The following is an 11788-nucleotide window of genomic DNA, read 5'->3' as shown; positions in this document are numbered from 1 at the left end:
GGGAGACAAGTTCGATGCGTCTCCCGGGCCGAGGTTAAGGGCCTATAGCTCAGGCGGTTAGAGCGCTTCCCTGATAAGGAAGAGGTCGGAGGTTCAAGTCCTCCTAGGCCCACTCCCCGTGCCGACGAAGGGTTCGAGCATGAAGGTACTGCTTCTCGCGGCAGCCGTTGTGACCGTTCTCTTCGGGCTGACGAAGCTGCGGTCGCAGCGCCGCAGTCAGGATGTATGGCACGAGGTCACCAGCCGCTAGCGCGGACGGGGCCTTAGCTCAGTTGGTAGAGCGCTGCCTTTGCAAGGCAGATGTCAGGAGTTCGAATCTCCTAGGCTCCACAGCAGGAACACAATCGGATACAGCGTCACATCAACACCCCTCACTCTCCGGTGGGGGGTGTTTTTTTGTTCGGCGGGCAAATGTCACAAGCGGATCGCATGCGGGGACGAGTTCATCGAATTGTGTTCGAGATCACATGCGCTCGACTACTGTTCGGCTGGGGGAAATCGCAACCGAACCCGGGAGTCGACATGAAACTCAGGAAGATTGTCGCCACTGCACTATTCGTGACGGCCGCGATGGGCGCCGGGGCGGTCACCGCGCACGCCGACCCAGCCGCTTTGGTCGGTGCCCACATGCAAGGCAGGGACCAGGGCGTCGGCTACAGCACAGGACTCACGCCGGGCGGGAACTCGGTTGTCACATTGCTCGACGCGGGCGTGTTCCGGGTCGCCGGCGACGGGGCCGGGGTCAGCGTGCTCCGGGACGACGGGTCGTCCATCGGCACGATTCCCCTCGCGTATCGGGTGAACGGTGAGACGCACTCGATCGCGCCCGTGATCGGTGACGGCGGCCGGACCCTGACACTGACGCCGATGCTGCTTCCGTCGACCGTTCAACCGGTCGCCTGGGACAACCCCGCGGATCAACAGCGCCTGATGGGGGAGATCCAGAAGGCCCAGATGGGCGGGATCGTCGGGCAGACCGTCGGCGGGATCATCGGTCTCCTCGTCGGCTGCGTGGTGGGCGTGCTCGCCGGCTGCTTCCCCGGATCGATCATCGGCTCGCTCATCGGCGGCGTGATCGGGCTGGACATGGTCGGTGGCGAACCGCTGCGATCCGCGTTCTTCAACTTCGTCGGGCCGCTCCCGACCCTGCCGGGGATGCCGGCACCCGCGGCGCCCTGATCAGCGCCCGCGCAGCAACACACGGCAAACGCACAGCCCGCGATCAGCTCCTGGTCGCGGGCTGTGCGCTGTGCAGCGCCGAGTGTGCAGTTTGGGGGTACCTCCCTGCACGAAGTGCTTGGGGGACGGGGCAAACGCCGAGATGGGCCGACGGCAGCTGCACACTCGGCGGCCGTCGCCGAGCCTGTGCAATTGTGAACAAACCTGTGCAGCAATTGGTTTCGATACCGTGCGGTCGGGCGTCAGCGCCCCCGAATCGGCACGTCCACCTGCCGAAATGTATGTGTTACCGTGCGTACGGCTTCGCGACCGGGGCCGACGAACACGGGGCGGAGTCGATGGTGGACAAGAGTGTGCGCGTAAACGGGTGGCGGGGTGCGGTCGTGGCGGCCGCGCTGTCGGTGGTCGTGGCCGCGATCGCGGCGCCCACCGCGGCGGCGGCACCCGTGGACTTCTACACGCCGCCTGCCGACCTGACGGCGAGCGCCCCCGGCGACCTGATCCGCAGCGAGCCGTCCGAACTCGCGCTCCGGGTGCCGGGAACCGACGGCGCGTTCCCCGCCGACGGACGGCGCATCATGTACCGCAGCACCGACGCGAACGGCGCGGCCAACGCGGTCACCGGCACCTACCTCGACCCGCAGCGGCGGTGGGAGGGACCAGGACCCCGGCCCCTGGTCAGCCTCGCGGTCGGCACCCACGGCCAGGGCGACCAGTGCGCCCCCTCCAAGCTGCTGAACCAGCTCCTGACCTACGAGGGGCCGATCTGGCTGATGACCGAGTACGAGGTGCTCGGCATCAACGCTCTGCTGCTGCAGGGCATCGCCGTCGTCGTCACCGACTACGACGGCCTCGGCACGCCTGGCATGCACACCTACGTCAACCGCGCGGCCGAGGCGCACGCGGTGCTGGACGCGGCCCGAGCGGCCAAGAACCTGCCCGGCACCTCGATCACCGCGGCGGGCCCGGTCGGATTCTGGGGATACTCGCAGGGAGGCGGAGCCGCAGCGGCCGCGGCCGAGCTCGCCGCCGACTACGCACCGGAACTGCAGGTGAAGGGCACCTACGCCGGGGCGCCGCCCGCGGACCTGGCCGCGACCCTGGCGCAGATCGACGGTTCCTTCCTCACCGGCGCGATCGGCTACGCGATCAACGGCCTCGCCCAGGCCTACCCCGAGTCCCGGCCGCTCATCGAGGCGGAGCTCAACGAGAAGGGCAAGGCGATGTTGGCGGAGACGCGGAACTACTGCGTCGTCGAGACCGGTGCGCGCTTCGCCTTCCAGAAAACCAGCGAGTACACCCGCAGCGGCGAATCGCTCTCCGTGGTGCTCGACCGGCTGCCGCTGGCGAAGGAACTGTTGGAGCGACAGCGGATCGGCACGCGGACGCCGTCGGGGCCGGTGCTCATCCAGTCCGGCAACCACGACGACGTGGTGCCCTTCGGCCAGGCCGCACAGCTGGCCGGGACCTGGTGCGGTCGCGGCGCGACGGTGCAGTTCACCGAGAACCCGCTCCCGAGCGTCCTGCCGGGCTCCGTGATCAACCACGGTGCGCCGCTGGTCCTCGGCCTGCCCGAGGCACTGACCTACATGGTCGACCGGTTCCACGATCGACCGGCACCGAGCACCTGTTCGTCCTGACGCCGGCTGGCCCTCCGGTAGCAGGGGCCACCGATACCGTGGGGTGATGTGCTGCCGTCGGCGCGCCGCCATGCTCGAGGCATGACGACCGATGCAGGCCCGCCCCGCAGGTGGGCGCCGATGACGATGTACGTGCTGGTGGCGTTTCTCGCCGGCGGCGTCCTCGTGGCGCTCCAGGCGGTGACCGGTCCCGATCCCGACCTGCTCGAACTGGTGCAGTTCGCACCGGCGATCGCGGTGGCGGCGGTCCTGGTGGTCTGGCGGGGCAGATGGCGTCCGCCGCTGGCACTGGGCATGTGGCGGCCCGACCTGGGCGCCCTCGCGGCCGCGATCGGCTCGGTTCTGATCATTCTGGCGCTGCCCGCGGCGGTGCTGGTGTCCCTCGGTGCAGCCCCCGATCTCTCAGCCGTCCGCGCGGGCGCGGCGCCGCTTGGCCTGCTGGTCCTCGCGCAGTGCGTCGGGGCGTGTGGGGAGGAACTCGGCTGGCGGGGGTTCCTGCAGCCCTACCTGCGCACGAGGCATTCCGCACTGGTCACCGGCGTGCTCGTCGGAACCGTCTGGGGGGTGTGGCACGTCCAGGTGTTCACGGCGGGTGCCGTGTACGCGATGGCCTTCCTGTCGGCGACGATCGCGATGTCCGTGCTGCTGGCGGTGCTCCTCGACAACGGACGCAAGGGCAGCCTGTTGATCGCCACCGTGTTCCACGCGGCCGTCAATCTCGGCCTGCTGGTGTTCGGCGCCGCCGGGGGCCGTGAGCCCCTGCTGTGGTCGTCGATGGCCGTCGCCGCGGCGGGCTGTGCCGCGGCTACGGCGGCGTTCAGGAGTTCTCGACGTCCCGCAGGCTCGGCGGCGCGGGCGCGACCGGCGGCACTTCCCGCCGACGCTGCTTGACGTACACGGCGCCCGCCGCAACGGCCGCACCGAGACCGATGACCAGCAGCGCCCGCCTGCCGCGCCCGCGGCCACGACCCTTGACCTGCTCGGCGGCCACGGCCGCGACGCCCTGCTCGTCCACCAGCGCGAGGGCGGGGACGGCCTTGGGCCGCGACGACAGTGCCTTCCTGGCCAGGGTGTAACCCTGACGGCCGAGGTAGAGGCTCAACGCCCCGGTGCCCTTGGCCACCACTCCGGTGCCCTTCGCGACACCTCCCGTGCCCCTGGCGAACCCGAGCGCCGCGAGCTGCGCGAGCCTCAATGCGCTACTGAGCGTGGTGGATTCGGGGGCGGGGGGCACGACCTCGAGGGTCGGCGCCTGCTCGGCCTGGGCGGGGACAGAAACCGGGGTGGACTTCGTCGCGCGAGTCATCTGTCCACTGTCGCACATGTTCCGTACGACGGAATGGCACCATGGTGGAGTGACCTCACCGAATCAGACCGCAACCGCAACGCTGCACACCAACCGCGGCGACATCAAGATCGCCCTGTTCGGCAACCACGCGCCGAAGACCGTCGCGAACTTCGTCGGCCTCGCCGACGGCACCCAGGACTACAGCACCGAGAACGCCTCGGGCGGCAAGACCGGACCGTTCTACGACGGCGCCGTCTTCCACCGCGTCATCGACGGCTTCATGATCCAGGGCGGCGACCCGACCGGTACCGGCCGTGGCGGCCCGGGCTACCAGTTCGGCGACGAGTTCCACCCGGAGCTGCAGTTCGACAAGCCCTACCTGCTGGCCATGGCGAACGCCGGACCGGGCACCAACGGCTCGCAGTTCTTCATCACCACCGGCAAGACCCCGCACCTCAACCGCAAGCACACCATCTTCGGTGAGGTCGTGGACGAGGAGTCGAAGAAGGTCGTCGACGCCATCTCCGGAACCTCGGTTGACCGCACGGACCGCCCGCTGGAGGCGGTCGTCATCAACAGCATCACCATCTCCTGATCGGTACCGCGAGATGACCAACCCCGGTTGGGGTGGCGTGTCCGGTGACGGCACGCCGCCCCAACCGCGGTGCGTCCGGCACCCGGACCGGCCCACCGCGCTCTCCTGCACCCGCTGCGGCCGTCCCGCGTGCGTCGAGTGCCTGCGACCGGCCGCCGTCGGCCAGCACTGTGTCGACTGCATCGCCGCCGACGCCAAGACCACCCGTTCCGCCCGCACCGTCGCCGGTGCGCCGCTCCGGACCGGCCTGCCGACTCCGATCGTCACCTATGTCCTGATCGGGCTCAACGTCCTGATCTACGCGATCACGGTGCTCCAGTCCGGCAACGTGGCGAACAACCACCTCGGCTCGCCGCTGTTCAACAGCTGGGCGCTGTGGCCGCCCGCGGTCGCCGACGGCGACCTGATTCGCGTCGTCGGCAGCGGCTTCCTGCACTTCGGTGCGGTCCACCTGCTGGTCAACATGTTCGCGCTGTGGGTGATCGGCCGCGACACCGAGATCATCCTCGGGCGCTCCCGCTACGTTGCGGTGTACCTCGTCTCGATCCTCGGTGGCTCGGCCGCCGTGATGGCCTTCCAGGTGAACGCCGTCACCGCGGGCGCCTCGGGTGCGGTCTTCGGACTGATGGGCGCGCAGGCGGTGATCCTGCTGCGGCTCAAGCGCAGCCCGGGCCCCGTCCTGGCGATCATCGCCCTCAACGTGATCATCAGCGTGACGATCCCCGGGATCTCGCTGTGGGGGCACCTCGGCGGGCTCGTCGCTGGCGCCGCGGCCACCGCGGCACTGATGTTCGCACCCGGCAGCCTCGGCACCCCCGCGGAGCGCCAGAAGGCGCGCACGCTTGGCTGGGGCGGCCTCGCCGCCGTCACCGTCGTCTCGGTCGGCGTCATCGCGCTGCGGATGGCGCAGCTGAGGTCCGAACTCGGGATGTAGTCGCCTCGCCGGCTACGGGCGCGGCCGCTCCGGCGGCACCAGCCCGCGGCCGGCGAGCGCGTCGAAGACATCGGTGGGATCGGTGCCGAGATCCCAGCGACCGAAGATCAGCAGCTTGTCGTCGTCGACACCGGGCGGGCGCACGTCGATCTCCAGCATCGGCACCCGACGGCCCAGCCGCGGATAGCGCACGATCCGGACCCGGCTCAGCTCCGACGCCTGGTACTCGCGGCGCCCGGTCAGTCGCTGCACGGCGATCCCCCTCGCGCCGTCGAGCACGGCGAGCCGGGGCCGCTGGCGCAGCCCCAGCGCGGTGATCGCCAGCAGCCCGAGCGCGCCGAGGCCGATCAGCACCCGTCCCGCCGGATCCGACGCCACCGCCGCGGCGGCGAGGAGCATGGCCACCCCGCCGACACCGGTGGCGATCAGCGCACCGGTGGGTGTGGACCATGCGAGCTCGGGGTTGTGCACAGGGTTTTCGGGGTTGTGCACAGGCTCTCCACAGCTATCCACAGGGTTTATCCACATTGGGGATGAATGACAACGATGTAATTGGCGCGGCCAGAATGGGGATATCCCCAGGTCAGCGCCATCTCATCGTCATGACGAGGCCGACAACCATGAAACCGAAGCCGATCAGGAAGTTGTAGGCCCCCAGGTCGTTCATCCAGGTGATCTGGTCCGCGGCCAGGTAGTAGACGATCAGCCACGCGAGCCCGAGCAGCATGAAGCCGAGCATCACCGACACGTAGAGCGTGCTGGACGGGCCGACCTTGACCTTCACGGGCGTGCGGTTCGCGGGATTGATCGTGTAGTCGGTCTTCTTGCGGACCTTCGACTTGGGCATGACGTCCTCGTTGGTTCAGTGTGGATCGTGCGATTGCGTCGGCGTCGGCGTCGACGCCCACCAGGTAGATTCGAGATTACCGGTGGTGAGTACACGCTAGCCGAGCACAGACGTGCCCGGGCAGGGTCTGCTGGCTGGACCTGAGAGCACGGACAGGGGAGGAGGCGGGGGGCTGTGGCCGAACCCGACCCGACCGAACCCGATCAGACCGTGTCCCACCGGCACGCGGCGCCCCGGCGCAGGCAACTCTTCTGGAAGATCTGTGTGCCGGTGGTCTGTGTGGTGACCGGACTGTTGTTGGCGACCACCCGCGCGGTCTCGGAGGGCAACGAGCTGCGGCGCGGAGACACCACGAGGCTCTCCGACCTCGTGCGCAGTGCGCAGGCAGACGCGGACGACGCGGCGGGGGTGCGCGACGGGTTGGCGGCGCAGCTGGCCGCCCTCCAGAACGAGGCGGCCGGTTCCGACTCCGATGTCGCCGGCGCCCTCGACCAGAGCAAGGCGCTGGAGGCCGCGGCAGGCCTGAGCGAGGTCACCGGACCCGGCGTGCGGGTGACCCTCACCGACGCCCCCCGCGACTCCGACGGCAAGTTCCCCGCCGGAGCCTCGCCCGATGATCTCGTCGTGCACCAGCAGGATGTGCAGAGCGTGCTGAACGCGCTATGGGCGGGCGGTGCGGTTGCGGTCGGGATGCAGGACCAGCGCATCGTCAACACCTCGGCGCCGCGTTGTATCGGCAACACGCTGCTGCTGCACGGGCGGACCTACAGCCCGCCGTATCAGATGACGGCGATCGGCGACCCCTCCCGGATCGAGGCCGCGCTCGCCGCCGAGCCCGGCGTGCGCACCTTCAAGCAGTACGCGGTCCGCTACGGGCTCGGGTACACCCAGGAGGCGTCGGACTCGTTCACCGTGCCCGCCTATACCGGGCAGCTGCGGACCAAGTTCGCGAATTAGACGCCTGCGCCGCTCGTGCGTGATCCGTACCCCAAGGTGGGGTGCAGATCGCGCACAGGCGGCGAAGCCGCATATCCTGCTGTAATGCGCATCCTGGTCGTCGACAACTACGACAGCTTCGTGTTCAACCTGGTGCAGTACCTCGGCCAGCTCGGCACCAAGGCCACCGTCTGGCGCAACGACGACCCGCAGCTCGCCGACCGCGACGCGGTCGCGGCGCAGTTCGACGGGGTGCTGCTGAGCCCGGGACCGGGCACGCCGCAGCGGGCGGGCGCGAGCATGGACCTGGTCGCGGCGTGCGCCGCGGCGCGCACGCCACTGCTCGGCGTGTGCCTCGGTCACCAGTCCATCGGCGCCGCGTTCGGGGCCACCGTCGACAGGGCACCGGAACTGCTGCACGGCAAGACCAGCCAGGTCAGCCACGACGGCACCGGGGTGCTGGCCGGTCTGCCCGACCCGTTCACTGCGACCCGCTACCACTCGCTGACGGTGCTGCCGGAGACGATGCCGGACGAGCTGATCGCCACCGCGCACACCGACACCGGCATCGTGATGGCGATGCGGCACCGGGACTTGCCGATCCACGGTGTCCAGTTCCATCCGGAATCGGTGCTCACCCAGGGCGGGCACCGGATGCTGGCGAACTGGCTGGAGGTGTGCGGGCAGCGTCCGCCGGAAGCGCTCATCGCGACGCTGGAGGCCGAGGTCGCACAGGCGCTCGGAGCGGCACTCACCCACAACTGAACCACCACCGAGTCGGCGCACGCCCAGCCGGGCGGCGCGGGTCGTGTTCGGCGTTTGGGCACGAAATCATGGCGATCTGATCATGGTCTTTGCTCCAGAGTCTGCAATACCGTGGATTCTGCGCGGCCGACGAGAAGTTCGAGCTGCGCGCGGCGGCCCCCGATCGAACGGCGGGCCGTGACCACCGTTCGAACACTCGATCCGAGAGGTGGGCCAACATGGCCGACAAGGTGAACATCGTTCTTGTGCACGGAGCTTGGGGGGACGGCTCGCATTGGCGTCACGTCATCCCGACCCTGCACAACGCCGGCCACAAGGTCATCGCGGTGCAAAACCCGTTGACCTCGCTCGCCGACGACGTGAACCGCACGCGAAAGCTGGCCGAATCGCTCGACGGACCGACACTGCTCGTCGGCCACTCCTACGGCGGCGCCGTCATCACAGGGGCCGGACATGCCGCGAATGTCGTTGGACTGGTCTATATCTCGGCCTTCGCTCCCGACGAGGGCGACAGTCTGGGCAGCATCTTCGCCCGCACCGACCAGCCCGCGGGGGCGGCCAACATCGCCCCCGATGCGCAGGGCTTCCTGTGGATCGCACCGGACAAGTTCCAGGAGAGCTTCAGCCAGGACCTCGACGACACCGAGGCACTGGTGATGGCGTTGACGCAGAAGCCGATCTCGGGCCAGTGCTTCTCCGACCCATCGGGCCCGCCGGCCTGGAAGCAGAAGCCGAGCTGGTACCTGGTCTCCGGCCAGGACCGGATGATCCCGCCGGAGACCGAACGGTGGATGGCCGAGCGCATCGGCGCCCGCGAGACCGTCGAGCTCGACGCCGGTCACGCATCGCTGGCCTCGCACCCACACGAGGTGACCCAACTGATCCTGACGGCGGCCGCAGGCGTCGCCTGACTCCGCAGTCCCCGGCCACCCGATGCGGTGGCCGGGGTGCAGGCGGTCCAGCGTCCGACCCCGGCGGAGCGAGGCGACGGATCGGCGTGACGGTTTCGAGGTCGAAGCCTGGGCAGGGCCGACCCGGGACCGTTCGTGTCAGCGCTCGCTGCCGTCGCCCGACGGTCCGCGCCCGTCGGCGTACGCGCCGTGTCCGTGTGTCTTGTCCTGGTAGTCCTTGAGGATCGCCATCTGGTCGTGCTCGTTCTTGTGTTCGGCCGCGGCGAGAGCATCGGCCTGGTCGGCCGGGTCGGCGATGAGCAGGGATCCGGAGCCGGGCTTGCCTGCCAAACCGAGCTTGTTCATCTTCTTCGGGACGCCCGCGCCCTGGTACTCCAGTGGGATCGGGTGGCCGTGTTCGTCCACGGGTCCGAGCGGCTGGTGGATCTCGACGTACTCGCCGTGCGGCAGGCGCTTGATCACGCCGGTCTCGATGCCGTGCTCGAGCATCTGGCGGTCGCTCCGCTGGAGGCCGAGGCAGAACCGGTAGGTGACGAAGTAGGCGAGCGGCGGCAACAGGACCAGGCCGATGCGACCGATCCACGTCATCGCGTTCAGCGAGATGTTGAACTTGTACGCGATGATGTCGTTGACGCACATGATCGTCAGGATGGCGTAGAACGTCAGGGCCATCGCGCCGATGGAGGTGCGCACAGGAACATCGCGCGGACGCTGCAGCAGGTTGTGGTGAGCGTCGTCCTTGGTGAACTTCTTCTCGATCCACGGGTAGGCGATCAGCACCGTGAACACCAGGCCCATGATGACCGCGGTCGCGAAGGCCGCCGGGACCATGTAGGTGCCCCACAGGTAGATCTCCCACGGCGGCCACAGGCGCGCCATGCCGTCGGTCCACATCATGTAGATGTCGGGCTGGACGCCCGCGGACACCTGAGACGGGTTGTACGGGCCGAGGTTCCAGATCGGGTTGATCTGCAGCAGGCCGCCCATCAGGGCCAGCACGCCGAAGGTCACCGAGAAGAACCCACCGGACTTGGCCGCGAACACCGGGAGGATGCGGACGCCGACGACGTTATGCTCCGTGCGACCTGCGCCGGGGAACTGGGTGTGCTTCTGGTACCAGACCAGCGCCAGGTGTGCGCCGATCAGCGCCAGGATGATGCCGGGCACCAGCAGCACGTGTGCCACGTACAGGCGCGGGATGATCAGCTGGCCGGGGAAGTCGCCGTCGAAGATCAGCCACTGCATCCAGGTACCGATCACCGGGACGCTCAGCGTGATGCCGGACAGCGCGGCGCGGAGGCCGGTGCCGGACAGCAGGTCGTCGGGGAGCGAGTAGCCGAAGAAGCCCTCGAACATCGCCAGGATCAGCAGCAGGCAGCCCATGACCCAGTTCGCCTCACGCGGGCGCCGGAACGCACCGGTGAAGAAGATGCGCAGCAGGTGCACGATGATCGACGCCGCGAACATCAGCGCGGCCCAGTGGTGGATCTGCCGGACGAACAGGCCGCCGCGCACCTCGAACGAGATGTTCAACGCGGTCTCGTACGCCCGGGACATCTCCACACCGCGCAGCGGCTGGTAGGCGCCGTCGTAGACGACCTCCGCCATCGACGGGTCGAAGAACAGCGTCAGGTAGACACCCGAGATCAGCAGGATGACGAAGCTGTAGAGCGCGATCTCGCCGAGCAGAAAGGACCAATGGGTCGGGAAGACCTTGTTGATCTGCCGTCGCATGCCCGCGGCGAGGTGATAGCGCGAGTCCATGCTCTCGGCCGCCTTGGCGGGGTGAGCGGAGACATTGGACTGGCGACGACTCATGTCGTGGCCCCTCTCCCACCGGAAACGCAAGTCCAGCGCGAACCCGTGTCCGGCCTAGGTGGCGGGTGCAGCGGCGGCCTCGCAAGGTCGAAATCGAGCGCGCAGCGCACACGCTTCTCAACTACTCAGTGCCCTTGCAGTTTAGTCCTGGCGGTGGCCCGGGTGAAGGGAAACATGACGCGCCTCCGGTGCCTCTGCGCGTCCTTGGCCTGCGCTGACTCCATATCCATGGCCCCGCCCATGCCCACGACCTTGTGACCCGGGATCGTCCAGAGCGACATCGGCGACTTCGAAGTCACATCGGGCGGACGAGCCGCACGAGATCCTGTGGAACCTGCCGCTGTTCCCCTACATGACGATAGAGATCATGTCGCTGACCGAGTATGGGGCGCCATCGGGTGATCTGGCACCGAGGCGGTCAGCCCGCATCCCCGGACAGGAGCTTCGTGATCGGGGCCATGTCGAAATAGTCTCGCCACGAGATGATTTCGCCCGACTCGATCTCGAAGACACCCATCACGGGCAACTCCACGTGCTTGTCGCCGAGATCGAACCGATCGGTGCGTTCGTTGAGGACGACGGTCCCGTTCACCGCCTGGTGGTGGATGGTGAACTCGATTCCGCCGAACGCCGAGATGAAGCCGTTCAGGAAGTCCGCGATGGCCGCACGTCCGACCAGTGGTTCCATCGGAATGTTGTGGTACACAGCGTCTTCGCTGAAGTAGCCGGCGATCGCCACCGCGTCGCCCGCCTTCCACTCGGCGCAGAAAGCGGTGACGAGGTCGCCCGGGTCGGTGTGTGTGCGTGCCGAGGTGGTCGCGTCCTGGGTGGAGGTCATCGGTGTTCCTGTCCTTGTGGTCGGATCGACTTGTCGG

At 68.4% G+C, this 11788-nt stretch carries 14 protein-coding genes, 2 tRNA genes and 1 pseudogene; 12 read left to right on the top strand and 5 right to left on the bottom strand.

From position 1 onward, the window contains the following. Positions 1 to 38: 38 nt before the first annotated feature. The 6 genes from ACWFRB_RS05185 (at position 39) to ACWFRB_RS05160 (ending at position 3710) form a co-directional block, all read left to right on the top strand. Positions 39 to 112: transfer RNA gene (locus ACWFRB_RS05185), tRNA-Ile, on the top strand. 27 nt (positions 113 to 139) lie between these two features. Next, on the top strand, positions 140 to 250 hold the full coding sequence (locus ACWFRB_RS05180) for a DLW-39 family protein (protein ID WP_209927981.1): 111 nt from the start codon (positions 140 to 142) through the stop codon (positions 248 to 250). A gap of 7 nt (positions 251 to 257) precedes the next feature. Then, positions 258 to 330, top strand: a tRNA-Ala gene (locus tag ACWFRB_RS05175). A 192-nt stretch (positions 331 to 522) separates the two neighbouring features. Beyond that, entirely contained in the window at positions 523 to 1179 is a 657-nt protein-coding gene (locus tag ACWFRB_RS05170; RefSeq protein ID WP_452639324.1) for a hypothetical protein, read from the top strand. Between the two features lie 338 nt (positions 1180 to 1517). Beyond that, positions 1518 to 2819, top strand: a complete 1302-nt coding sequence (locus ACWFRB_RS05165; protein ID WP_452639322.1) for a lipase family protein — start codon at positions 1518 to 1520, stop codon at positions 2817 to 2819. Positions 2820 to 2900: 81 nt separating this feature from the next. Next, the gene (locus ACWFRB_RS05160; protein WP_452639321.1) at positions 2901 to 3710 is read left to right on the top strand and encodes a CPBP family intramembrane glutamic endopeptidase; all 810 of its coding nucleotides are present in this window, start codon (positions 2901 to 2903) and stop codon (positions 3708 to 3710) included. On the opposite strand, the gene ACWFRB_RS05155 is transcribed toward ACWFRB_RS05160, so the two are convergent. Beyond that, on the bottom strand, positions 3637 to 4125 hold the full coding sequence (locus ACWFRB_RS05155; protein WP_452639319.1) for a hypothetical protein: 489 nt from the start codon (positions 4123 to 4125) through the stop codon (positions 3637 to 3639). The genes ACWFRB_RS05160 and ACWFRB_RS05155 overlap by 74 nt on opposite strands. Positions 4126 to 4141: 16 nt before the next feature. On the opposite strand from ACWFRB_RS05155, the gene ACWFRB_RS05150 reads away from it, so the two are divergent. Both ACWFRB_RS05150 and ACWFRB_RS05145 read left to right on the top strand, forming a co-directional pair. Then, positions 4142 to 4702, top strand: coding sequence for a peptidylprolyl isomerase (locus ACWFRB_RS05150; protein WP_189636554.1), 561 nt, complete (start codon positions 4142 to 4144; stop codon positions 4700 to 4702). Between the two features lie 13 nt (positions 4703 to 4715). After that, positions 4716 to 5636, top strand: a complete 921-nt coding sequence (locus tag ACWFRB_RS05145) for a rhomboid family intramembrane serine protease (protein ID WP_452639317.1) — start codon at positions 4716 to 4718, stop codon at positions 5634 to 5636. A gap of 12 nt (positions 5637 to 5648) precedes the next feature. Here ACWFRB_RS05145 and ACWFRB_RS05140 read toward each other — a convergent pair whose 3' ends face one another. Together ACWFRB_RS05140 and crgA are read right to left on the bottom strand one after the other, a co-directional pair. Then, a complete protein-coding gene (locus tag ACWFRB_RS05140; RefSeq protein WP_452639316.1) occupies positions 5649 to 6128 on the bottom strand; it encodes a PH domain-containing protein in 480 nt (159 codons plus the stop codon). Between the two features lie 91 nt (positions 6129 to 6219). Continuing rightward, the gene (gene crgA, locus ACWFRB_RS05135; RefSeq protein ID WP_378502449.1) at positions 6220 to 6483 is read right to left on the bottom strand and encodes a cell division protein CrgA; all 264 of its coding nucleotides are present in this window, start codon (positions 6481 to 6483) and stop codon (positions 6220 to 6222) included. A 210-nt stretch (positions 6484 to 6693) separates the two neighbouring features. Here crgA and ACWFRB_RS05130 point away from each other — a divergent pair, with 210 nt between their 5' ends. The 3 genes from ACWFRB_RS05130 (at position 6694) to ACWFRB_RS05120 (ending at position 9095) form a co-directional block, all read left to right on the top strand. Further along, the gene (locus ACWFRB_RS05130; protein WP_452639413.1) at positions 6694 to 7440 is read left to right on the top strand and encodes a DUF881 domain-containing protein; all 747 of its coding nucleotides are present in this window, start codon (positions 6694 to 6696) and stop codon (positions 7438 to 7440) included. Positions 7441 to 7524: 84 nt separating this feature from the next. After that, positions 7525 to 8184 carry an aminodeoxychorismate/anthranilate synthase component II gene (locus tag ACWFRB_RS05125; protein ID WP_452639314.1) on the top strand — a complete coding sequence of 220 codons (660 nt, stop codon included), beginning with the start codon at positions 7525 to 7527 and terminating at the stop codon, positions 8182 to 8184. A gap of 218 nt (positions 8185 to 8402) precedes the next feature. Beyond that, positions 8403 to 9095, top strand: coding sequence for an alpha/beta hydrolase (locus ACWFRB_RS05120; RefSeq protein ID WP_452639313.1), 693 nt, complete (start codon positions 8403 to 8405; stop codon positions 9093 to 9095). Between the two features lie 138 nt (positions 9096 to 9233). Here ACWFRB_RS05120 and qcrB read toward each other — a convergent pair whose 3' ends face one another. After that, positions 9234 to 10913, bottom strand: a complete 1680-nt coding sequence (gene qcrB / locus ACWFRB_RS05115; protein WP_452639312.1) for a cytochrome bc1 complex cytochrome b subunit — start codon at positions 10911 to 10913, stop codon at positions 9234 to 9236. Between the two features lie 304 nt (positions 10914 to 11217). Between qcrB and ACWFRB_RS05110 the strand changes: the two are divergent. Beyond that, positions 11218 to 11304 (top strand): annotated as a pseudogene (locus tag ACWFRB_RS05110) (muconolactone Delta-isomerase family protein); the annotation flags it as partial. 27 nt (positions 11305 to 11331) lie between these two features. Here ACWFRB_RS05110 and ACWFRB_RS05105 read toward each other — a convergent pair. Beyond that, positions 11332 to 11751 (bottom strand): limonene-1,2-epoxide hydrolase family protein, encoded by a 420-nt coding sequence (locus tag ACWFRB_RS05105; RefSeq protein ID WP_452639310.1) that lies wholly within the window; start codon positions 11749 to 11751, stop codon positions 11332 to 11334. Positions 11752 to 11788: the final 37 nt, after the last annotated feature.

The organism is Rhodococcus sp. NPDC055112 (assembly GCF_053607505.1).
Note: the sequence above shows the minus strand (reverse complement) of the source record. Positions and strands in the feature narration are given on the sequence as shown.

What these genes read in the sequence shown, in the direction of transcription:
- ACWFRB_RS05160 (WP_452639321.1), top strand. Translation starts at nt 2,901, where the DNA reads ATGACGACCGATGCAGGCCCGCCCCGCAGGTGGGCGCCGATGACGATG.
- ACWFRB_RS05120 (WP_452639313.1), top strand. Translation starts at nt 8,403, where the DNA reads ATGGCCGACAAGGTGAACATCGTTCTTGTGCACGGAGCTTGGGGGGAC.
- ACWFRB_RS05180 (WP_209927981.1), top strand. Translation starts at nt 140, where the DNA reads ATGAAGGTACTGCTTCTCGCGGCAGCCGTTGTGACCGTTCTCTTCGGG.
- ACWFRB_RS05105 (WP_452639310.1), bottom strand. Translation starts at nt 11,751, where the DNA reads ATGACCTCCACCCAGGACGCGACCACCTCGGCACGCACACACACCGAC.
- ACWFRB_RS05125 (WP_452639314.1), top strand. Translation starts at nt 7,525, where the DNA reads ATGCGCATCCTGGTCGTCGACAACTACGACAGCTTCGTGTTCAACCTG.
- ACWFRB_RS05150 (WP_189636554.1), top strand. Translation starts at nt 4,142, where the DNA reads ATGTTCCGTACGACGGAATGGCACCATGGTGGAGTGACCTCACCGAAT.
- ACWFRB_RS05155 (WP_452639319.1), bottom strand. Translation starts at nt 4,125, where the DNA reads ATGACTCGCGCGACGAAGTCCACCCCGGTTTCTGTCCCCGCCCAGGCC.
- qcrB (WP_452639312.1), bottom strand. Translation starts at nt 10,913, where the DNA reads ATGAGTCGTCGCCAGTCCAATGTCTCCGCTCACCCCGCCAAGGCGGCC.
- ACWFRB_RS05145 (WP_452639317.1), top strand. Translation starts at nt 4,716, where the DNA reads ATGACCAACCCCGGTTGGGGTGGCGTGTCCGGTGACGGCACGCCGCCC.
- ACWFRB_RS05165 (WP_452639322.1), top strand. Translation starts at nt 1,518, where the DNA reads ATGGTGGACAAGAGTGTGCGCGTAAACGGGTGGCGGGGTGCGGTCGTG.
- ACWFRB_RS05170 (WP_452639324.1), top strand. Translation starts at nt 523, where the DNA reads ATGAAACTCAGGAAGATTGTCGCCACTGCACTATTCGTGACGGCCGCG.
- crgA (WP_378502449.1), bottom strand. Translation starts at nt 6,483, where the DNA reads ATGCCCAAGTCGAAGGTCCGCAAGAAGACCGACTACACGATCAATCCC.